We start from the raw sequence: 19,571 nt of genomic DNA, 5'->3' as shown, positions 1-19,571 counted from the left end.
TGGCCCTCACGTCTGGCCGTGACAGACCTTGCGCTTTCGACTATCGCTTTTGCCCATGATGCTGCCTACCGATCCGGTTAGAAATCTCGCTGCACTCATCCGCTGTGCTTCCGTGACGCCCGCCGAAGGCGGCGCGCTGCGCGCGCTGGAGGCGATGTTGAAGCCGCTCGGCTTTGCGGTCGAGCGACCGGTGTTTTCCGAAGCCGGCACACCGGACATCGAGAACCTTTACGCGCGGCGTTCCGGCAATGGCCCGCATCTGATGTTTGCCGGCCATACCGACGTGGTGCCGGTGGGCGACGAGGCAGCCTGGACGCACCCGCCCTTTGGCGCCGAGATCGCCAATGGCAAGATGTTCGGCCGCGGCGCCGTCGACATGAAGGGCGGCATTGCTTGTTTCGTCGCGGCGGTGGCGCGACATGTCGAGCAGAAGGGCGGCCCGAAGGGGTCGGTCTCGCTGCTGATAACCGGCGATGAGGAAGGCCCGGCGATCAACGGCACGACGAAGCTGCTCGAATGGGCGGCCGCCAAAGGCGAGAAATGGGATGCCTCGATCGTCGGCGAGCCTACCAATCCCGACGCGCTTGGCGATATGATCAAGATCGGCCGGCGCGGCTCGCTATCGGGCACGGTCGTCGTCAACGGCCGCCAGGGCCACGCCGCCTATCCGCAGCTAGCCGACAATCCGGTGCGCGGCCTGGTGACGCTGGTCGACGCCTTGCTGCACCCCGTCTTCGACAACGGAACAAGGGATTTCCAGCCGACGAATCTTGAGGTGACCTCCATCGATGTCGGCAATCCCGCCACCAACGTCATCCCGGCGAAGGCAGCAGCTACCTTCAATATCCGCTTCAACGACACATGGACCGCCGAGACGATCCAGGCCGAGATCCACAACCGCCTCGACCGGGCGGCGAAACGCAAGAAATACCGCGCCGGCAAGAAGACGCCGGTCGACTACGAGATCGTCTGGCGCGACGGGCCGAGCCATGTTTTCCTGACACGCGACGACAGGCTGATCGAGACGCTTGGCGGTTCGGTCAAAGCGGTGACCGGCAGGAAGCCGGCGCTCTCCACCTCCGGCGGCACCTCCGATGCCCGCTTTATCAAGGATTATTGTCCGGTGGTCGAATTCGGCCTGGTCGGCAAGACCATGCACATGGTCGACGAACGTGTGGCGATTGCCGATCTCGAGACGCTGACGCAGATTTATCTGCGCTTCGTTGAAGACTGGTTTGCGCAGGACATATCCTAGTGATGCTTTCAGCGGATGAAACCTATGCTTCGCTTGCCGGCGCCTGGCGGCTGATGCTCGGCAAGGCCGACGGATTTCGCCTGCTCGACCTTTCGGCGGACGGTTTCTGGAACTCCTTTTTTGCCATCGTCGTCGCGGCGCCGGCATTGATCGTCGGCTGGGTCGGCATTGCCAACGAGATCGGCGATCCCGACGCATTCGTCGGCCGTTTCAGCATGTTGATCCGGCTGGCCACCGTCGATATCGGCGCCTGGGTGCTGCCGCTCATCGGCCTGGCCCTGGTCGCGCCGCGGGTCGGCGTCGGCAGCCGTTTCGTCCATTATGTCGTCGCCAGCAACTGGGCCTCGGCGATCATCGCCTGGATGATGCTGCCATCGGCGTTGATCCGGCTTTTCCTGACATCGGCCAACGAAGTCTCCGGGCTGGTGTCGCTGCTGCTGTTCGCGCTGTCAATGGTATTGACCTGGCGGATGACCAACGTTGCCATCGGCAGGGGTGCGGCTGTCGGCAGCGCTGTTTTTGCCGGCATGTTCGTGGCGTCGCTGATCGTCCTGTTCGGCCTGCAGGCGCTGCTCGGTATCAGCGTGCCGGATCAGCCAGGCGTCGGATAATCGACGCCGACTAGAAACAGCCCGTCGGGCGGCGCCACCTGACCGCAGGCTGCACGGTCGCGCGCCTCGAGCGCGGCCTTGAGGTCGGCAATGGCCCAGCCGCCTTCGCCGACACGTTTGAGCGAGCCGACCATCGAGCGCACCTGGTTGTGCAGGAATGACCGCGCCGAAGCGCGGACTTCGATGAAATCGCCCGCCCGGCTGACATCCAGCCGGTCGAGCGTGCGGACCGGGCTGGTGGCTTGGCACTGGGTCGAGCGGAAGGTGGTGAAATCATGCCGGCCAAGCAGCACTTTTGCCGCTTCGTGCATGGCGGCGGCATCGAGCTGCTTCGGTACCCACCAGATCTTGCCCTTGTCGAGCGCTGCTGGCGCGCGGCGGTTGACGATACGGTAGAGATAGTGGCGGCCGATCGCCGAGAAACGCGCATCGAAGCTATCCGGCACGACGGCGGCCTTCAGGATGGCGATGTGCGCCTTGGCCGCTTGCAGATGCGCGTTGACGGCGTCGCGCACCTTGTCGCCGGGCCATGCCTTGACCAGATCGACATGCGCCACCTGAGCGGTCGCATGGACACCGGCATCGGTGCGGCCGGCGGCGCGCAGAGAGACCTGCTCGCCGCAGAACTTCTCGATCGCCTGCTCGATCGCCTGCTGCACCGAAGGCTGATTGGCCTGGCGTTGCCAGCCGGCAAAGAGACTGCCGTCATATTCGATGTCGAGGCGAAAACGCGGCATTCCCGGATCGAGGCGAAATCAGGCGGCGAGGGCTGAGCCGAAGGCCGAGGCGTAGACCAGCCTGCCGGTCTCCGGCGCCTCGCCCCAGGCAAGCGCCTGCAAAGCCTCGCCTTGGTAGTCGCTCTCGAATTTCGCTGCACGGGCGCGGCTGTAGCCGAAGCGGCCATAGTAGGCCGGATCGCCGAGCACCACAGCGAGCGTCTCGCCGGCGGCTTTCAGGCGGATATGAGCCTCGCGGACCAGGGCACCGCCGATGCCGGTGCCGTGGAACGACGGCTCGACTGCCAGCGGCGCCAGCGCGACTGCCGGGAAGCTCTTGCCGCCATTCTGCACGAAGAGCCGTGAAAACAGGATATGGCCGACCACTTGCCCGTCTTCGTCCGCCACCAGTTCGACGACGGCATCACCGCCGGTGACCAGCGCGTCGACCAGTCCGGCCTCCGCCTGCTGGCCGAATGCGTGTTCTTCGACAAGGCGGATCGCCTCGCGGTCCCGCGGCGTCGCCGCGCGTATGGACATCATGCTCATGACAATTTCATCCCTTTTTCGAGCTTGGCCCCGCGCAGAAACTCCTGCGCGGCAATGGGCCTTCCGCCCGCACGTTGAACTTCGACCAGCCTGATCGCGCCTGACCCGCAGGCAACCGTCAGCCGGTCATCGAGAATTCCTCCCGGTTCGCCGGCGCCTTGCGAGAGCGTCGAGCGAAGCAGTTTCAGCCGTTCCATGCGGCCGCCGATTTCGGCCTCGCACCATGCACCGGGAAAGGGCGACAGGCCGCGAATCTGGTTGTGCACGTCGCCGGCAGGTCGCAGCCAGTCTATGCGAGTCTCCGATTTATCGATTTTCTTGGCGTAGGTCACCCCCACCTCCGCCTGTGTGGTAAATGTCAGCGTATTCCGCTCGAGCCGTTCGAGCGCTTGCACCATCAGCGCAGCACCCAGGATCATCAGCCGGTCGTGCAGATCGCCGGCCGTCATGTCGGGTCCAATGGCGCATTTTTCAACCATTGCCACAGGCCCGGTGTCGAGGCCTTCCTCCATCCGCATCACCATCATGCCCGTCTCGGTATCGCCGGCCATGATGGCGCGCTGGATAGGGGCAGCGCCGCGCCAGCGCGGCAATAGTGATGCGTGGCCATTGAGGCAACCGAGCCGCGGCGCCTCGAGAATAGGTTTGGGCAGAAGCAGCCCGTAGGCGACGACCACGGCGACATCGGCGCGCAAGGTGCGGAACGCCTGCTGCTCCGCCTCGCTCTTCAGCGACACCGGCGACCGCACCTCGATGCCAAGCCGCTCCGCCTCACGCTGCACCGGCGACGGCGTCAGCTCGAGCCCGCGCCGGCCTGCGGCGCGCGGCGGCTGCGTGTAGACGGCTGCCAATTCATGCCCTGCCCCGGCGATCGCTCGCAGCGTCTGCACGGAGAATTCGGGCGTACCCATGAAGATGACACGCAGGGGCATTCGTCGACCCCTATCCCACCATCTTGCCCGGCGCCTTGTCCCTGGCGAGCTTCTTGAATTTCTTGACCACCATGTCGCGCTTCAGCTTGGAGATGTGGTCGATGAACAGCACGCCGTTTAGGTGGTCGATCTCATGCTGCAGGCAGGTCGCCATCAGCCCCTCGGCCTCGATCTCCTGCAGCTTGCCGTCGCGATCGAGATACTTCACCCGCACCGCTGCCGGACGCTCGACCTCGGCATAGTAATCCGGGATCGACAGGCAGCCTTCCTCGTAGACCGAACGCTGGTCGGAGCTGTCGAGGATTTCGGGATTGATGAAGACGTGCGGTGCCGGCGTCTCGTCCTCCTTGGCGAGGTCGATCACCAGCAAGCGCAAGGGTTCGCCGACCTGGATCGCCGCGAGGCCGATGCCGGGCGCGTCATACATGGTGTCCAGCATGTCGCCGGCCAGTTTACGCAAATCACCGTCGACACGCTCGACCGGTTTTGAAACCTGACGCAGGACGGGATCGGGGAGGATGATAAGCGGCTTGATCGACATGGCGTCTCACCTAAGACCTCGCAGGAAAAGCGTCAACCGGGACGCCTTCTGGTCGTTCACGTTTTGATCTGTGCCGCCAGACCGAATCATCTATGCTGTCGGCATGAACGATCTGGCCACCATCCTGTCCGAACCTGTCGCCCGCCTCGGCGCCACCACGATCACGCTCGGCCATGCTCTGGGTTTCGGCGCAATGCTGTTCCTCGGCCTGTTCGTGGCGCTCGTCATTGCGCTCTGGCGATCGGCCAAGGCGCGTGCAATGGCGGCCGCCGAAGCCGCCGACCACGCCCGCGACGCCGAGGTGCGGATGGCCGGCATCTTGGCAAGCCAGGCGGAAATGCAGGGCCGTATGGGCGCTATCGCCGAAGTGTTCGGGGCACGTCAGGCCGAACTGACCCAGTCGATCGGCCAGCGCCTCGACGCCATGACCGGCCGCCTCGGCCAGACCATGACCGAGCAGACGAGATCGACGCATGAGAGCCTCGCCAAGCTGCAGGAGCGGCTGGCGGTCATCGATATCGCGCAAGGCAACATCCAGTCGCTGGCCGGCCAGGTCGTGCAATTGCAGGCGATCCTTTCCAACAAGCAGACGCGCGGCGCCTTCGGCCAGTCGCGTATGGAAGCCATCGTCGCCGACGGATTGCCCCACGGCGCCTATGAATTCCAGGCGACCTTGTCGAATGGCAGCCGGCCCGACTGCCTGGTGAAGATGCCGAACGGCGCACCGCCGCTTGCCATCGATGCAAAGTTTCCACTCGAGGCCTGGAATGCCATCCGTGCCGCCGAAGGCGCCGACCTGCAGAAGTCCGCCGCTCAGGCTTTCCGCCGCGACATCGAGGTGCATGTCCGGGATATTTCCGAAAAATACCTGATCCAGGGCGAGACGCAGGACACTGCCTTCATGTTCGTGCCCTCGGAATCGGTGTTCGCCGAAATCCACGAGAATTTCGAGGCCGTTGTCCAAAAGGCGCATCGATCGCGGATCGTCATCGTCTCGCCATCGCTTTTGATGCTGTCGATCCAGGTCATCCAGGCGATCCTCAAGGATGCCCGTATGCGCGAGCAGGCGCACCTGATCCAGGGCGAGGTCATCCGGCTGATGGAAGACGTCTCTCGGCTCGACGAGCGGGTGCGCAAATTGCAGACGCATTTCGGTCAATCGGCCAAGGATATCGAGGACATCCTCGTCTCGACATCGAAGGTGACCAGGCGCGGACAAAAGATCGAGGCGCTGGAGTTTGGCGTGCAGCCGGCGGAGGACACCGCTGGGTCGAATGGCAGCGGAGCAAAAGCGGAAAGCAGCGCGCGTGTTGCCGATTCGAAAACCGGGCAGCTGAGGCTAAGGGTCGTCGAAGGCGACGATTGAGAGCTACGCCGGAACCGGAGCCGAGGCTTCGCCCGGTCTGGCGCTACTGCTCCTCGATGATGGTTGTGCCTTCGAATTCCGGCAGCCAATGCAGCGCCGAGCGATGCCAGATCTGCTTTCTCGGCACCAGTTGATCGCGCTGCCATGCCGTGCCGACCCTGATGCCGTAAACCTTCGGTCCCGCGTCCGCCGACGTGGCGTAGAGATGCGAGCCGCACTCACCGCAAAATGCCTGAGCGCGCTTGGCACCACTCGAACCGGTCTTGATGTAGATTTTCGGCGCGCCCTTGGTGATCGTGTAATTGTCCTCGGACGCCGGCACGGTGACGCGAAAGGCCGTTCCGGTTAGCTTCTGACAATCGATGCAGTGACAAATGGTGGTCTTTTCCGGATCGACCTCGGCCTCGTAAGTAATGGCGCCGCAATGACACCCGCCGTCGATTTTCATCTTCGTTCCTCCTGGAGCTTTTGCGCGCAATCATAACCGGGACTGCCCGATGGCGCAGCCATTTTCCTCAGGCCGGCTCCCCTCCGGACGCCGCCAAGGCCTTGCTCCGCCGTTCCCAGGTGCCGGTGGTCTGCGGCTTGACGAACAGGCGCGTGACCTCCGGCATCTCCGCCTTCAGCCGTGTCTCGAGGCGTTCGACGCAGGTCTCTATCTCGGGCGCCGACAAGTGGTCCTCGAACTCGATGCTCAGAGCGGCGACGATCTCCTGAGGCCCCATATGGAGCGTCAGTACGCCATTTGCCCGCCGCACCGCCGGGTCCTGCTGGACAATGGCCAGCACTTTCATTTGCACCTCGGGCGAGGCCGGCTCGCCGAGCAGCAGGCTCTTGCTTTCGCGGGCCAGGAAGATCGCGGTCGCGCCCAGGATCAGCGCGATGCCGATCGACGCGGCGCCGTCGAGCTTCGGCATGTCCAGCAGTTCCGCCGCCAATATGCCGGCGAAGGCGACAACGAGGCCGAGAAGTGCCGCGCTGTCCTCGAAGAGTACGGTGTAGACACTCGGGTCCTTGCTGAGCTGCACCGCCTCGAGCCAGCCGTGGCTGCCTTTTTGGTGGCGGAACTCGTTCAGCGCCACCAGCCAGGAGGTGCCTTCGAACAGGAAGGAAAGGCCAAGTACAGCGTAGTTCACCTTTGCGTTGGCAATCGGCTCCGGCGCCATGATGTGCGTCACGCCTTCGTAGAACGATATGCCGGCGCCCAGTGCAAAGACGAGGAGCGCGACGATGAAGCTCCAGAAATACAGCTCGCGACCATGGCCTAGCGGATGCGTCCGATCGGCCGGCCGGGCGGCGCGGTGCATGCCGTAAAGCAGCAGGCTGCCATTGCCGGTATCGACGAGCGAGTGGACGCCTTCCGAGAGCATTGCCGAGCTGCCCGTGAACAAGGCAGCGGCGAATTTGGTCAGGGCGATCGCAAGATTGCCGGCGAGCGCCGCATAGATCACTTTTTTCGACCCGCCATGCGCCGCCATGGTGTGCTGCCTTGGTTGATGCACCGAGATTAGCGGAGCACGCCCACGCTCCACAGCTCGAACAACGCCCGAAGTGTCGAGTTGTTCAAAAGGGCAGCGCGAGAGGCTATTCGATGACCTCCTCCGTCCAGACCTTGAAGCCAGCCAGCGCGCCCGGTCCAAAAATGTGGGTGAGTGGGACATCGGCGGCATCGCGTCCGGAGGCAATCAGGATGCGGCCGATGCGCGGCGCGTTGTTGCGCGGGTCGAACGCGTGCCAGCGGCCGCCGAGATAAACCTCCATCCAGGCGGCGAAATCCATGTCCGACCACGGCTTTGGCAGGCCGATATCGCTGATATAACCGGTGCAGTAGCGGGTCGGGATGTTCAGGGCGCGGCAGAAGGCGACTGCGAGGTGGGCAAAGTCGCGGCACACACCACTCTGCTCGCGATAGGCTTCGGCTGCGGTGCGTGTCGGCCGTGCATTGAAATAGTTGAAGACGATATGGTTATGGACGAAGTCGCAGACCGCCTGGACGCGCGGGATGCCGAGCGGCGTATTGCCGAACAGCCGCCAGGCTTCGTTCGCCAGCACGTCGCTCTCGCAATAGCGGCTGGGCAGCAGGAACAGCAGCGTCTCCGACGGCAGATCGCGCACCTCATGCTGCCATGCCGTCAGCTCGCGCGTCTCGAAGGAGCCGGGGTCGCGGATGACCGCGTCCGTGCCGAACGCAAAGCGCCCGGCCGGCGCAACGAGACGGTTGCACCAATTGCCGAAACTGTCGCGATAGCTTTCGATCGGCACCGGCGGGTTCGACGTCAGGAAGTCCGGCCGCTCGAGATCGGATGCGCGCGAATAATGGACGTTGAGCATCGCGATCAGCGGTGTTTCCTGCGGGAAGTCGAAGCTCATCTGGCAACCGATGTGGATCCGCATTGTCGTCCTGACCGGACTGCGCGATCATCAGCCGGCGAAACGCAAGGGCTGATGCTGCAGTGCGAAGAGGACCATCGCACGGACCGCTGCGGTTTACGAGGGAATTAGAAACCGGTTGACAGCCATCGGCCAAGGCGACTGCACGGCAGCGGCCTCTTGCAGTCTAGCGTTTTCTCTTGTTTCACTTCGCCAGACATCAACCGGAGGAACGAATCATGGCTAAAGGTGCGATGAAGGCAGGCAAGGAAGCCCGCAAGCCGAAGAAGGACGCGAAGAAACCCGCTCCGGCGCCGGCCCTGAAGGCACCGCCGGTGAAGGCGATGAAGCTGAAGGACAAGTAGGGCCGCAGCTACCGTTTTGGCTTATTTCGACCGGCCGCAAATGCGGCCGGTATTGTTGTTCATTAAGCGCACGAGCATCCCATATGGATGCGGCGAAGATAGTTTTTGCGCTTTCAAGAGATCGGCCGGGAGCCATCGAAACGGAGCGTTCCGATGTCGTGGATTTTCCTGTTCTTCGCCGGCCTGTTCGAGATCGGCTGGGCGATCGGCCTAAAATACACCGACGGATTCTCGAAGCCGCTGCCAACCGTCCTGACGGTAGCCTCGATGATTGTCAGCCTGACCTTGCTCGGCCTGGCGCTGAAGGCACTGCCGGTCGGCACAGCCTATGCGGTATGGACCGGCATCGGCACCGTCGGCACGGCGCTGTTGGGGATATGGCTGCTCGGGGAGCCGGCGACCGCGATCAGGCTGGCCTGCATCGCGCTCATCGTTTGCGGCATTATGGGACTGAAGCTCGCGGCTTAAGTCGGCCCGACAGACCAAACGCCTTCAGGGCCGCTGCAAGGCGGCCCTGATTCTTGAATTCGGCCGATCAGCGCCGGAAGGCGCTATCGGGCGGAGAAGCCGGGCGGCGTCCTGCCGGTGCGCTGCTTGCGCGCGGCATAGCGTGCGTCACGCTTGGCCTTGCGTTCGGCCTCGTCGGCAAGAAAACGGGCGATGCGCTCGTTCTCTTCAGCTTCCCGGATCTTCGCTTCGGCCTGTGCTGCCTCTTCGGCGGCAATGCGTGCCGCTTCGGCAGCTGCCTCGCGCTCGGCCTTTTCGGCCGCTTCGCGCGCCAGCTTTTCCTGCTTCAGCCTGGCCTTTTCGGCCTCGCGTATCGCGCGGGCCTCGAGGACTGCCTTGCGCTCGGCCTGTCGTGCCAGCACCGCTGGATCATCTGCCGCCGGCTTTGCCTTGAAGCGCTCCAGAAGCGCCTTCTTTGCCTCGTTTGCGGCATTGCGCCGCTCGAAAACGTCTTTTTCCCTGTAGATAGCCAAGTCCACTTCCCTGGAGTCAATTTGCGAGGCTTACATACGCGTGAAAACCGAGAGTTCAAGCGCCAAAACGGTATGCCAGCCATGAAATTCTGATCTGTTGCAACCGGGAGACGCCATTTCGATCGAATTCGGCTGAAAGCCACCCGCACTGTTCACCATCCAGGCCTCTGGCGGCGCAGCGGACTGATCGCTACCTGTAGCGCCAAGACAAAACGCTAGGATGACACCACTATGAAACTCGGTCTCTACACCTTCGCTGACGTCAGCCCGGAACCGGGTCCCGGTGCGATCGGTGCGCATGAGCGGCTGCGCAACCTGATCGAGGAGATCGAGCTCGCCGATCAGGTCGGGCTGGACGTCTTTGGTCTCGGCGAGCACCACCGTCCCGACTATGCTGCCTCCGCTCCGGTGGTGGCGCTGGCGGCGGCTGCCGAACGAACCAAGCGCATAAGGCTGACCAGCGCGGTCACCGTTTTGTCCTCCGACGATCCGGTGCGCGTCTTTCAGCAGTTTGCCACCCTCGATCTTCTGTCCGGCGGCCGGGCCGAGATCATGGCCGGGCGCGGCTCGTTCATCGAATCCTTTCCGCTGTTCGGCTATAATCTCGAAGACTATGACGAGCTCTTTGCCGAGAAGCTCGACCTGCTGCTCGCCATCCGTGATCATGTCAAGGTGACCTGGTCGGGCAGTCTGCGCGCGCCGATCAACGATCGCGGCGTCTATCCCCGGCCCTTTCAGGACAAATTGCCGATCTGGGTCGCGATCGGTGGTACGCCGCAATCGGCGGCGCGGGCTGGCGTACTCGGGTTGCCGCTGGCTCTGGCGATCATCGGCGGCGAACCGGCGCGGTTTGCACCACTGTTCGACATCTACAGGGATGCAGCCAGGCGGGCCGGCAGCGATCCGGCGAGCCTTGCCACCAGCCTCAACGTGCACGGCTTCATCGCCGACACCGCCGACCAGGCAGCCGACGATTTCTACAGGCCGCAGGCCGAAGTGATGAACCGCATCGGCCGCGAGCGCGGCTGGGGGCCGACGTCGCGGGCTCATTTCGACCAATCGCGCGGCCCGAACGGCGCCCTGTTCGTCGGCAATCCAGAACAGGTGGCGCACAAGATCATTGCCCAGCACAGGATATTCGGCAACGACCGCTTCCTGCTGCAAATGGCGATCGGCACCATGCCGCACGCCAAGGTCATGAAGGCTATCGAACTCTACGGCACCAAGGTGGCGCCGATCGTGCGCCGGGAAACTGCGAAGGCCGTCGCCGCGGCAGCGCCGGTTGCCTGATTCACCAGCAAAGCCGCGAGGCGGCCTTGCCGGTGACGCCGGCTAACGGAACCTTGAAGCCGCAGAGGCGTTTTCGCCAACGGTCTACACCAATCGCGGTGTGCCGCCGAGGGTCAGAATGAAGGCCGAACCCGCCGCTTCGGGCGCAAGCGCTGCCGAAAGCCCGGATTCGCGCGTCGAGGCGCGGGCGGATGCGCATCTGATGCGTTCGCTGCTCGTCGGCATCTTCATCCTCATGGCGATCTACGCGCTTTACTTCGCCCGCGCCTTCTTCATGCCGGTCATTCTGGCTTTTCTGCTGGCGCTGACGCTGACGCCGATCGTTCGCTTCCTGCGCAAGCATGGCATGCCCGATGTCATTTCGGCGACACTGCTGGTGCTGCTTTCGTTTTGCCTCGTCGCCGTCGCGGGATATCTGCTCAGCGGCCCGGTCATCGACCTCATCAACAACACCTCGACGATCGGCCAGCAGCTTACCGAACGTCTGGCACAACTGCGCCGTCCGTTCGAACGGATCGTGGAGATTTCGCGCCAGATCGAGGGCCTGACACAGACGTCCCAGGAGCCGGGCGTTCAGAGGGTGGCGATGGCGCCATCGGGTATTCTCTCGCAGGCCGCCGGCAATGTGCTGTCGGCCGGCGCCAGCGTCACCATCGTCTTCGTCCTGTCGCTGTTCCTGCTCGCCTCGGGCACGATGTTCTATGAAAAGATCGTCCAGTCCTTCCCCAGTCTAAGCGAAAAGAAGCGGGCGCTGCGCGTAGTCTATGACGTCGAGCGTGAAATCTCGCACTATCTGCTTACTGTCACGGTCATCAATACATGTCTCGGCGTGGTCATCGGGCTCGGCCTGTGGGCACTCGGCGTGCCCAACGCGCAGGTCTGGGGCGCGGCAGCGGCCTTGCTCAATTTCCTGCCCTATATCGGGGCGCTGACCACCATCACGCTGGTCACGATCATCGCGCTGATCAGCTTCGACACGATTTCCTATGCGCTGCTGGCGCCGGCCTTCGTCCTCTTATGCGACGTCGTCGAAGGCCAGTTCGTGACGCCGACGGTGGTCGGCCGCCGTCTCGAAATCAACGCCGTGGCGATCCTGATCGCCATCGCCTTCTGGTCGTGGCTATGGGGTTTCGTCGGCGCGCTGATGGCGGTGCCGCTGCTGGTCGTCATCAAGGTATTCTGCGATCATTTCGACGGTCTCAGCCATGTCGGCAATTTCCTCGCGGCGCAGCACACGGCGGTAATCGAGGATGAAGAGATTTCCGAGCCAAAAAGGTAGCGGCTTAAGAGCCCAAAAGCGTCACTGATTGGTGTGCATATCAACGACCTTGCATCGGTTGCACATCCGTCGGGCGCACAGCGCTCTATCAACATTTTGAATTTGCCGCCCCGGCAACGGCTTCCTACATCCGTCCGGTCCACAGGAATCCCCGCCGATGACCGCTCTTTCCGTTCTCGACCTGTCGCCGATCGTCGAAGGTAGCAATGCTTCGCAGTCGCTCGCCAATTCGCTCGATCTCGCCCGTCATGCCGAGCGGCTGGGATATAAGCGCTACTGGCTGGCTGAGCATCACAACATGCCCGGCATCGCCAGCGCCGCCACTTCGGTAGTCATCGCCCACGTTGCCGGCGGCACCAAGACGATACGCGTCGGCGCCGGCGGCGTCATGCTGCCCAATCATTCGCCACTTGTCATCGCCGAGCAATTCGGCACGCTCAACGCTCTGCATCCTGGCCGCATCGATCTCGGCCTCGGCCGGGCGCCCGGCACCGACATGCCCACGGCACGGGCGCTGCGCCGCAACCTCGACGCTGGCGCCGACAATTTCCCGCAGGACGTCGTCGAGCTGATCGGTTACTTCCAGCCAGCCGAAGACGGCCAACGCATCCGCGCGGTGCCCGGCGAAGGCGAAAAGGTGCCGATCTGGATTCTCGGCTCCAGCCTTTACGGCGCGCAGCTTGCCGCCATGCTCGGCCTGCCCTACGCCTTCGCTTCGCATTTTGCGCCGGCCGAGCTCGACCATGCGCTGGAGATCTACCGCTCGCGCTTCCAGCCTTCGGAGCAGCTCGACAAGCCCTATGTGATGCTCGGCCTCAATGTCTTCGCTGCTCCTTCCAATGCCGAGGCGCGGCTGTTGTTCACCTCGCTGCAGCAGGCCTTCGTCAATCTGCGCACCGGCCGGCCCGGCCGATTGCCGCCGCCGGTCGAAGGATATGAGCGCGACCTCGATCCAATGGCCAAGATCATGCTCGGCCAGGCGCTTTCCTGCGCTGTCGTCGGCTCCCCCGAAACGGTCAGGCAAGGCATCGAGGCATTCGTGCGCCGCACCGGCGCCGACGAACTGATGGTCACAGCGCAGATTTTCGACCATGCGGCGCGGGTGCGCTCGTTCGAGATCCTGACCGACGCCCACAAATCGCTGTCGGAAGCTGCCTGAGAGCTGGTTCGCCACTTGGCACTGTTGCGGGCAAGGCCGGCCTTAGGCAGGGAACATCGCGAACAGGTGTGCGAAGACATCGCGAACAGTTCGCGCGCTTTACGCGGAGAGTTTTCGATCCGTCATGCTCGTCTGTTAGACGGAAACGCGGCGTCTACTAAATGACGATCACCTTGGTGCCGATTGTGGAGCGGTTATAGAGATCGATGATGTCCTGGTTCATGAGGCGAATGCAGCCCGCCGACACAGCTTTGCCGATGGACCACCATTCAGGGCTACCGTGCAGGCGATATCCAGTGTCACCTTTCTCGTTGAAAAGATAGAGCGCCCGCGCCCCGAGCGGGTTCATGAGTCCGCCCTCCATATGAGCCGGTATGATGCGGCCCCGCTTCTGCTCGCGCACGATCATCGCAGACGGCGCGCTCCAATCCGGCCATTCGCGCTTCCTCGCAACGTGAGCAGTGCCATGCCACTCGAAGCCCGCCTTGCCAACGCCGATTCCGTAGCGCAGCGCCTGACCGTCTCCCAACACGTAGTAGAGGAACTTCGCTCCTGTATCGACAATGATGGTGCCAGGCGCCTCTTCAGTCGCATAAGGCACTGTCTGCCGAAGGAACTTTTGGTCAACCTTGTAGATCGGAACCGGCGGAACGCGAAAACCGGCGTCGGTGAGGCCACCATAGGCCGAGGGGAAAGTCTTTAATGCGCCGCCGGTGGTGCAGCCGAAGAATGCGACCATCCCAGCAAGTACCAGCCCGATTAGGATCGATTTCACGCACATGACTCAAGCCGGCGCCCGTGTAGGCGATCAGCCGCATCTCGTCATATTCCTAATCCGACATGCTTCGATTGCCAAGATTTTCCTGCTTGTCGGCGGGCTGATTGTTGCCCACTTGGCTCGATCGGCGCCGCGTCCTTCAATTGCTCGGTTTTCGAACGACGAACGCCCGTAGCGGCTGCGAAGGGCCGGGGTCGGCAGGACAGGGGGAGCGCTGTCCGTCCGGCATTACAACGTTTCTGAACAGAGCCCAAGCGCTACGCGCTGACGCTTTGTGCGATCGCGCCAAGTGGCCGGCATGAATTGCGGATCATCAGGCGTCCCTTGAGCGTCAGCTTGCGCGGCGGCGCATCCCTGTTGCCGGCGAGCCGGTCGAGCAGCAGATTGGCCGCCTGTTCGCCAATCGCCTGCACCGGCTGTGCGACCGTGGTCAATTGCGGCCGGAACACATCCGACCACGGAAAATCGTCGAAGCAGGCGACCGAAATATCCTCCGGACAGGACAGGCCGATATCGCGGATGGCCTTCATCGTGCCGATCACCATCGGGTTGTTGGCCGAAAAGATGGCGCTCGGCCGGTCGTGCAGCGAAAGCAGCTGCATGGTGGCGTTGTAGCCATCGACTTCGTGGAAATTGCCGAAGCGGACGAGCTCGGGCTCGGCCGGCAGGCCCGCGGTCTGGAGGGCTTCCCGGTATCCCGCCATGCGGTCATTCATCGGCGAGATATCGAACGAGCCGGAGATGTAGCCGATGCGCCGATGGCCGAGATCGATCAGATAAGTGATGGCGTCGAACACCGCGCGCTGATTGTCGAGAACGACGGCATCGGTGTCGACACCCTGGCAAACACGGTCGAGTAGCACGACCGGCACATTGGCGTCGTCGACAATCCCTTTGAGGATCGCGCCGTCGCCGACACGCGCGACGATCAGCCCGTCCACCTTCCGGTCGAGCAGCAGCCTGATCTGATCGTCCTGCGTGTTCAGGTGCTCGTCGGTGCAGCACAGCATGACGGCGTAGCCGGCCCTGTCGAAAGCCTGCTGGATCACCGAAACCACGTCGGTAAAGAACGGGTTGGTGATGTGTGGGACGGTGAGCCCGATGGTGCGTGTGGTGCCCATCTTGAGGCTGCGGGCGATGGCGTTGCGCTTGTAACCGATGTCGCGGATCGCCTGTTCGATGCGCTGGCTGAGCTCGGGGCTGACGGTCGCGGTGCCGTTGATCAACGCCGATACGGTGGCCACGGAAACACGCGCCGCTTCGGCCACGTGAAGCATGGTCGGTGCAGTGGATTTGCGCTGCTTTTTTCGTCCTGACGCTGTCATTTTCGAAACGTTTCACCACTCCGCGGCAGCAATACGTACGGAATCTTATGGTTTTGCGCAAGAATTGAAATGGAACAATCTTAGACACCAGATATTGGCTTGACATGATCGAAACGTTTAGATTAGCGTTTGAGGCGTTCGGTGACGACGGAGGGAGGCCGTCCTTGTCATGCAGCACGGCAATTCCATCCCTGCGGAAGGCGTTATGGCGGACGGCTCGGCTATCGTGCTGAGCGCCGAGCACATCTCCAAGTCCTTCGGCGGCATCGCCGCGCTTGTCGATGTCGGCTTCGAACCGCGGCGCGGCGAGGTCCATGCGCTGATGGGCGAGAACGGCGCCGGCAAGTCGACGCTGATGAAGATACTATCCGGCGTCTATACGGACTATAACGGAACGGTCAGTATCGATGGCCATCCGGTGCGCTTTGCCGGCGTCCGCGAAGCCGAGCGCGCCGGCATCGCCATCATCCACCAGGAGCTGAACCTCGTTCCCGAACTCAGCGTCGCGGACAATATCTTTCTCGGCCGCGAGAAGCTGATCGCCGGGCTGATTGTCGACCGCAAGGCGAGCAGCCGCGCTGCCGGCGCGCTCTTGCAAAGGCTCGGCATCGAGCTCGACCCGGATGCGCGCGTCGGTGCCTTGCGCGTCGGCGAACAGCAGCTGGTCGAGATCGCCAAGGCGCTGTCTATGTCGGCGCGCATTCTGATCATGGACGAGCCGACCTCGGCGCTGTCGCCAGCCGAATGCCAGCGGCTGTTCCGCATCATCCGCCAGCTCGCCGATAGCGGCGTGGCGATCGTCTACATTTCGCACCGCATCGACGAGGTCATGCATCTGGCCAGCCGGGTCACCGTGTTTCGCGATGGACGCCACGTCCTGACGCAGACGATGGACAAGCTCGACGAAGACGCCATAATTTCGGCGATGGTCGGGCGAAACCTGCTTGCTTCCTCCCAGGAGCACCGCATCCCCGGTGGCAACACCATCCTTTCCGTAAGCGAGCTGTCGCTATCGAAGCCCAATCGCCATGGCTGGCGCACCGTGCTCGACGGCGTCAGCTTCGATCTTGCCGCAGGAGAAATCCTCGGTATCGGCGGGCTGCTGGGCTCGGGCCGTACCGAAATCCTGGAAACGATCTTCGGGTCCAGCGGAGGACGTGCTGGCGGTGAGATCAGACTCGATGGCGAGGCAGTAGAAATCCGTTCGCCGCGCGATGCACGCCGGCTCGGCATCGCCCTGGTCACAGAAGACCGCAAGACGCAAGGCCTGCATCTCGAGGCCTCGATCACCGACAATGTCGCGCTGCCGCTGGTCGGCGCGCTGGCGCGGTTCGGCCTGCGCTCGCTGGCCGGCGAGCAAGGGCTGGCACGGGACGCCGTCAAGGCGCTCGGTATTCGCTGCGAAACCGTCGAGCAGCCGGCCGGCACGCTGTCCGGCGGCAACCAGCAGAAGGTCGTCATCGGCAAATGGCTGGCGACGAGGCCACGGGTGCTGCTGCTCGACGAGCCGACGCGCGGCATCGATGTCGGCGCCAAGCGGGAAATCTACGATCTCATCTTCAAGCTGGCGCGAGACGGGCTGGCGATCGCCGTCATCAGCTCGGAATTGCCGGAGCTGCTGCATCTTTCCGACCGTATCCTGGTCATGGCCGATGGCCGCCAGACGGGAATCCTGTCCCGCGCGCAAGCCAGCGAGGAGGCCATCATGCGGCTTGCAGCGCCGCGACGGACCATGACGAGGCCTGCTGCATGAGCATTTTGCATATCCTGTCCCGGACGAAGCTCTATTGGGGCCTGATCGCAATCTTCCTGATCGGCGTGCTTGGCTCGCCGATCAGCTCCAAGGGCAACAACATCTTCCTGTCCTACGGCAACCTGCTCGATGTGCTGCGCCAGGTGTCGACCACGGGGCTGATTGCCACTGGCATGACGGCGGTAATCATCACTGGCGGTATCGACCTTTCCGTCGGCTCGCTGATGGCGATCTGCACGGTGGTCTGTGCCATGCTGCTGACGGTCCCCGGCGTGACGCCGGCGGTGGTGCTGGGGGTGCCGACAGTTGCCGTGGCAGCCCTTTGCCTCGGCATTCTCGTCACTCGTTTCATCCTGCTGAACATCGAAAAATCCCGCGCCGGCGCGCAGGCCACGCACGACATCAGGTTGGATAGCGTTCGTGGGCTGGTTACCCCCGGCATTGTCGGGGTGATCCTGTGCAGTCTGGTGCTGTGGTTCCTGCTGCCCCAGGTAGGTTCAAAATTCGGCGTGCTCGGCGTGTTGCTGGTGGCGCCTTGCGTTGGCCTGCTGTTCGGCGCGCTCAACGGCTTCATCATCGTCGCCGGGCGGCTGCAGCCCTTCATCGTGACGCTGGCGATGATGGTCACTGCGCTCGGCATCGCCCGGCTGACCGCCGGCCAAAACAATGCGGTGCTGCCGGTCTATACCGGTTCGAACGCCACGGCCGATTTCGAAATGCTGCGCTCGCTGGTGTTCGGCGTGATTCCGATGCCGGGCCTGTTCTTCCTCGGCGCGATCCTGATCTACGGCGCCGTGCTGCGCTTCACGCCGTTTGGCCGCTATGTCTATGCCATCGGCGGCAATGAGGAAGCGGCCCGGCTGTCCGGCATCGCCGCCGGCCGCGTCAAGATCGCCACCTACGCGGTTTCGGGGCTGCTGGCCGGCATCGCGGCGGTGCTCTATGTCGCGCAATACCGGCAAGGCAAGCCGGACGCCGGCGCCGGGCTGGAGCTCGACGCGATTGCCGCCGTGGTCATCGGCGGCACCAGCCTGATGGGCGGACGCGGCAGCCTCACCGGGACGTTCTGCGGCGTGCTGATCTTCGGGCTGCTCTCCAACATCCTGCAGCTGCACAACATCAATTCGAACCTTCAGCTGGTGCTGAAGGGGATGATCATCATCGGTACCGTGCTCGTACAGGAGCGCAATGCCGGCGATCTTCTCTTCTATCTGCGATTGCCCGGTGGGCAAGCGCACAAGGAAACGGCCGCGGCAAAGCGGCCGTCGCAAGAGACAGCGTCTCTGAATATTGGAGGAAACAAGAAATGAAACGACGTGAATTGTTGAAGCTTGCCGCGCTGACAGCGGCACTCCTGACCACGACCGCGATGCTTGCCAGCGGTGCCCACGCGCAGGACAAGAAATGGAAAATCGGCTTCTCGCAGGTTACGACCATCGAACCCTGGCGTGCCCAGTTCAACAAGGACATCCTGGCCGAAGCGGCCAAGCATCCGGAAGTCGAGCTGATCGTAACCGACGGCGAGGACAAGACCGAGAAGCAGGTCGCCGATGTCGAAAACCTGATCCGTCAGGAGGTCGATGCGCTCTTGGTGTCGCCGAAAGAGTCCGCCGGCCTGACCGGCGTCGTGCAGCAGGCGATCGATGCCAAGATCCCGGTCTTCGTGCTCGACCGCAACGTCGAAACCAACGACTACACGCAGTTCGTCGGCGGCGACAACAAGCTGATCGGCCGGGCTGCCGGTGAATATGCCGTCGAGCTGCTTGGCGGCAAGGGCAAGGCCGCCGGCAACGTCGTCGAAATCTGGGGCGGCATGGGCACCCAGCCGGCGCATGACCGCCATGACGGCTTCCATGAATTCACCGACAAGGAGCCGGGTATCAAGAACCTGCTCGACCAGCAGTCGGGCGACTGGAAGCAGGACCAGGCCTACAACATCATGGCCACGGCGCTGCGCAACAACGAAAAGATCGATCTCGTCTACGGCCACAATGATCCAATGGCCTATGGCGCCTATCTTGCCGCCAAGGACGCCGGACGTGAGAAGGACATCAAGTTCATCGGCATCGACGGCCTGCCCAATGAAGGCGTGCAACTCGTCGCCAATGGCGAGCTGACGGCGACGTTCACTTATGTGACGCCGGGCGCCGAAGGGCTGCGGCAGGCGATCAAGTTCCTGAACGGCGAGAAGGTGGAAAAGACCATCATCCTGCCGACGCAGAAGATCACCAAGGAAAATGCTGCCCAGATCCTGAAGGACAACGGCCTCTGAGACGAGGCTTTCCTGCCGGGCGTTCAGCGC

The 19,571-nt window shown here is 63.1% G+C and carries 21 protein-coding genes; 11 read left to right on the top strand and 10 right to left on the bottom strand.

Going from position 1 to position 19,571, the window contains the following annotated elements; all coding sequences use genetic code 11:
- Positions 1-55: 55 nt before the first annotated feature.
- On the top strand, positions 56-1,255 hold the full coding sequence (gene dapE / locus NKH89_RS21340; RefSeq protein ID WP_352852492.1) for a succinyl-diaminopimelate desuccinylase: 1,200 nt from the start codon (positions 56-58) through the stop codon (positions 1,253-1,255).
- 2 nt (positions 1,256-1,257) lie between these two features.
- The gene (locus NKH89_RS21335) at positions 1,258-1,866 is read left to right on the top strand and encodes a hypothetical protein (RefSeq protein ID WP_023718193.1); all 609 of its coding nucleotides are present in this window, start codon (positions 1,258-1,260) and stop codon (positions 1,864-1,866) included.
- Here NKH89_RS21335 and truA read toward each other — a convergent pair.
- From truA to def, 4 genes are read right to left on the bottom strand one after another with little or no spacing between them, the layout of a single operon-like run.
- Positions 1,848-2,603: a tRNA pseudouridine(38-40) synthase TruA gene (truA, locus tag NKH89_RS21330; RefSeq protein ID WP_352591281.1), complete on the bottom strand. Its 756-nt coding sequence runs from the start codon at positions 2,601-2,603 to the stop codon at positions 1,848-1,850. The genes NKH89_RS21335 and truA overlap by 19 nt on opposite strands.
- Before the next feature lie 18 nt (positions 2,604-2,621).
- Positions 2,622-3,131, bottom strand: coding sequence for a GNAT family N-acetyltransferase (locus NKH89_RS21325; protein ID WP_292662840.1), 510 nt, complete (start codon positions 3,129-3,131; stop codon positions 2,622-2,624).
- Complete coding sequence (gene fmt, locus NKH89_RS21320; protein ID WP_352548109.1) at positions 3,128-4,057, bottom strand: methionyl-tRNA formyltransferase; 930 nt, start codon at positions 4,055-4,057, stop codon at positions 3,128-3,130. Before fmt ends, NKH89_RS21325 begins: the two co-directional genes overlap by 4 nt.
- 16 nt (positions 4,058-4,073) lie before the next feature.
- On the bottom strand, positions 4,074-4,604 hold the full coding sequence (def, locus tag NKH89_RS21315; protein ID WP_023718189.1) for a peptide deformylase: 531 nt from the start codon (positions 4,602-4,604) through the stop codon (positions 4,074-4,076).
- 103 nt (positions 4,605-4,707) lie between these two features.
- On the opposite strand from def, the gene NKH89_RS21310 reads away from it, so the two are divergent.
- Positions 4,708-5,970, top strand: coding sequence for a DNA recombination protein RmuC (locus tag NKH89_RS21310; protein WP_352909823.1), 1,263 nt, complete (start codon positions 4,708-4,710; stop codon positions 5,968-5,970).
- Between the two features lie 43 nt (positions 5,971-6,013).
- Here NKH89_RS21310 and NKH89_RS21305 read toward each other — a convergent pair whose 3' ends face one another.
- The 3 genes from NKH89_RS21305 to NKH89_RS21295 all read right to left on the bottom strand — a co-directional run bounded on the left by NKH89_RS21305 (position 6,014) and on the right by NKH89_RS21295 (position 8,364).
- Positions 6,014-6,418 carry a GFA family protein gene (locus NKH89_RS21305; protein ID WP_352909820.1) on the bottom strand — a complete coding sequence of 135 codons (405 nt, stop codon included), beginning with the start codon at positions 6,416-6,418 and terminating at the stop codon, positions 6,014-6,016.
- A 67-nt stretch (positions 6,419-6,485) separates the two neighbouring features.
- Positions 6,486-7,448, bottom strand: coding sequence for a cation diffusion facilitator family transporter (locus NKH89_RS21300; protein ID WP_352484329.1), 963 nt, complete (start codon positions 7,446-7,448; stop codon positions 6,486-6,488).
- 106 nt (positions 7,449-7,554) lie between these two features.
- A complete protein-coding gene (locus NKH89_RS21295; RefSeq protein WP_023718185.1) occupies positions 7,555-8,364 on the bottom strand; it encodes a transglutaminase-like domain-containing protein in 810 nt (269 codons plus the stop codon).
- A gap of 215 nt (positions 8,365-8,579) precedes the next feature.
- Here NKH89_RS21295 and NKH89_RS21290 point away from each other — a divergent pair, with 215 nt between their 5' ends.
- Both NKH89_RS21290 and sugE read left to right on the top strand, forming a co-directional pair.
- The gene (locus NKH89_RS21290; protein WP_013528464.1) at positions 8,580-8,705 is read left to right on the top strand and encodes a hypothetical protein; all 126 of its coding nucleotides are present in this window, start codon (positions 8,580-8,582) and stop codon (positions 8,703-8,705) included.
- A gap of 153 nt (positions 8,706-8,858) precedes the next feature.
- Positions 8,859-9,173: a quaternary ammonium compound efflux SMR transporter SugE gene (gene sugE, locus NKH89_RS21285; RefSeq protein ID WP_352484330.1), complete on the top strand. Its 315-nt coding sequence runs from the start codon at positions 8,859-8,861 to the stop codon at positions 9,171-9,173.
- Positions 9,174-9,256: 83 nt separating this feature from the next.
- Here sugE and NKH89_RS21280 read toward each other — a convergent pair whose 3' ends face one another.
- The gene (locus NKH89_RS21280; protein ID WP_352484331.1) at positions 9,257-9,685 is read right to left on the bottom strand and encodes a DUF6481 family protein; all 429 of its coding nucleotides are present in this window, start codon (positions 9,683-9,685) and stop codon (positions 9,257-9,259) included.
- A gap of 231 nt (positions 9,686-9,916) precedes the next feature.
- Between NKH89_RS21280 and NKH89_RS21275 the strand changes: the two genes are divergently transcribed.
- The 3 genes from NKH89_RS21275 (at position 9,917) to NKH89_RS21265 (ending at position 13,413) form a co-directional block, all read left to right on the top strand.
- Complete coding sequence (locus tag NKH89_RS21275) at positions 9,917-10,975, top strand: LLM class flavin-dependent oxidoreductase (protein ID WP_352548082.1); 1,059 nt, start codon at positions 9,917-9,919, stop codon at positions 10,973-10,975.
- 118 nt (positions 10,976-11,093) lie between these two features.
- On the top strand, positions 11,094-12,254 hold the full coding sequence (locus tag NKH89_RS21270) for an AI-2E family transporter (RefSeq protein WP_023718182.1): 1,161 nt from the start codon (positions 11,094-11,096) through the stop codon (positions 12,252-12,254).
- A 157-nt stretch (positions 12,255-12,411) separates the two neighbouring features.
- Positions 12,412-13,413, top strand: coding sequence for an LLM class flavin-dependent oxidoreductase (locus tag NKH89_RS21265; protein ID WP_352484333.1), 1,002 nt, complete (start codon positions 12,412-12,414; stop codon positions 13,411-13,413).
- Positions 13,414-13,570: 157 nt separating this feature from the next.
- Here NKH89_RS21265 and NKH89_RS21260 read toward each other — a convergent pair whose 3' ends face one another.
- The gene (locus NKH89_RS21260) at positions 13,571-14,194 is read right to left on the bottom strand and encodes a L,D-transpeptidase (RefSeq protein ID WP_352484334.1); all 624 of its coding nucleotides are present in this window, start codon (positions 14,192-14,194) and stop codon (positions 13,571-13,573) included.
- A 254-nt stretch (positions 14,195-14,448) separates the two neighbouring features.
- Positions 14,449-15,468 carry a LacI family DNA-binding transcriptional regulator gene (locus NKH89_RS21255; RefSeq protein WP_352484335.1) on the bottom strand — a complete coding sequence of 340 codons (1,020 nt, stop codon included), beginning with the start codon at positions 15,466-15,468 and terminating at the stop codon, positions 14,449-14,451.
- A 253-nt stretch (positions 15,469-15,721) separates the two neighbouring features.
- Between NKH89_RS21255 and NKH89_RS21250 the strand changes: the two genes are divergently transcribed.
- From NKH89_RS21250 to NKH89_RS21240, 3 genes are read left to right on the top strand one after another with little or no spacing between them, the layout of a single operon-like run.
- The gene (locus NKH89_RS21250) at positions 15,722-17,269 is read left to right on the top strand and encodes a sugar ABC transporter ATP-binding protein (protein WP_352909813.1); all 1,548 of its coding nucleotides are present in this window, start codon (positions 15,722-15,724) and stop codon (positions 17,267-17,269) included.
- Positions 17,266-18,579, top strand: a complete 1,314-nt coding sequence (locus NKH89_RS21245; RefSeq protein ID WP_023718176.1) for an ABC transporter permease — start codon at positions 17,266-17,268, stop codon at positions 18,577-18,579. The genes NKH89_RS21250 and NKH89_RS21245 overlap by 4 nt, the downstream gene beginning before the upstream one ends.
- A complete protein-coding gene (locus tag NKH89_RS21240; RefSeq protein WP_023718175.1) occupies positions 18,576-19,541 on the top strand; it encodes a substrate-binding domain-containing protein in 966 nt (321 codons plus the stop codon). Before NKH89_RS21245 ends, NKH89_RS21240 begins: the two co-directional genes overlap by 4 nt.
- The last annotated feature ends 30 nt before the right edge of the window (positions 19,542-19,571 follow it).

Origin of the sequence: Mesorhizobium sp. M0923 (genome assembly GCF_040319365.1) — a bacterium.
Lineage (GTDB): Bacteria > Pseudomonadota > Alphaproteobacteria > Rhizobiales > Rhizobiaceae > Mesorhizobium.
This window is presented reverse-complemented; position numbering and strand designations above follow the sequence as displayed.

Bases quoted from the DNA above. Each gene is read 5' to 3' on its own strand.
- NKH89_RS21295 (WP_023718185.1), bottom strand. From the start codon at position 8,364: ATGCGGATCCACATCGGTTGCCAGATGAGCTTCGACTTCCCGCAGGAA.
- NKH89_RS21250 (WP_352909813.1), top strand. From the start codon at position 15,722: ATGGCGGACGGCTCGGCTATCGTGCTGAGCGCCGAGCACATCTCCAAG.
- def (WP_023718189.1), bottom strand. From the start codon at position 4,604: ATGTCGATCAAGCCGCTTATCATCCTCCCCGATCCCGTCCTGCGTCAG.
- NKH89_RS21305 (WP_352909820.1), bottom strand. From the start codon at position 6,418: ATGAAAATCGACGGCGGGTGTCATTGCGGCGCCATTACTTACGAGGCC.
- NKH89_RS21270 (WP_023718182.1), top strand. From the start codon at position 11,094: ATGAAGGCCGAACCCGCCGCTTCGGGCGCAAGCGCTGCCGAAAGCCCG.
- NKH89_RS21325 (WP_292662840.1), bottom strand. From the start codon at position 3,131: ATGAGCATGATGTCCATACGCGCGGCGACGCCGCGGGACCGCGAGGCG.
- NKH89_RS21290 (WP_013528464.1), top strand. From the start codon at position 8,580: ATGGCTAAAGGTGCGATGAAGGCAGGCAAGGAAGCCCGCAAGCCGAAG.
- sugE (WP_352484330.1), top strand. From the start codon at position 8,859: ATGTCGTGGATTTTCCTGTTCTTCGCCGGCCTGTTCGAGATCGGCTGG.
- NKH89_RS21245 (WP_023718176.1), top strand. From the start codon at position 17,266: ATGAGCATTTTGCATATCCTGTCCCGGACGAAGCTCTATTGGGGCCTG.
- NKH89_RS21255 (WP_352484335.1), bottom strand. From the start codon at position 15,468: ATGCTTCACGTGGCCGAAGCGGCGCGTGTTTCCGTGGCCACCGTATCG.
- NKH89_RS21260 (WP_352484334.1), bottom strand. From the start codon at position 14,194: ATGTGCGTGAAATCGATCCTAATCGGGCTGGTACTTGCTGGGATGGTC.
- NKH89_RS21300 (WP_352484329.1), bottom strand. From the start codon at position 7,448: ATGGCGGCGCATGGCGGGTCGAAAAAAGTGATCTATGCGGCGCTCGCC.
- NKH89_RS21240 (WP_023718175.1), top strand. From the start codon at position 18,576: ATGAAACGACGTGAATTGTTGAAGCTTGCCGCGCTGACAGCGGCACTC.
- dapE (WP_352852492.1), top strand. From the start codon at position 56: ATGATGCTGCCTACCGATCCGGTTAGAAATCTCGCTGCACTCATCCGC.
- truA (WP_352591281.1), bottom strand. From the start codon at position 2,603: ATGCCGCGTTTTCGCCTCGACATCGAATATGACGGCAGTCTCTTTGCC.
- NKH89_RS21265 (WP_352484333.1), top strand. From the start codon at position 12,412: ATGACCGCTCTTTCCGTTCTCGACCTGTCGCCGATCGTCGAAGGTAGC.
- NKH89_RS21335 (WP_023718193.1), top strand. From the start codon at position 1,258: ATGCTTTCAGCGGATGAAACCTATGCTTCGCTTGCCGGCGCCTGGCGG.
- NKH89_RS21310 (WP_352909823.1), top strand. From the start codon at position 4,708: ATGAACGATCTGGCCACCATCCTGTCCGAACCTGTCGCCCGCCTCGGC.
- NKH89_RS21275 (WP_352548082.1), top strand. From the start codon at position 9,917: ATGAAACTCGGTCTCTACACCTTCGCTGACGTCAGCCCGGAACCGGGT.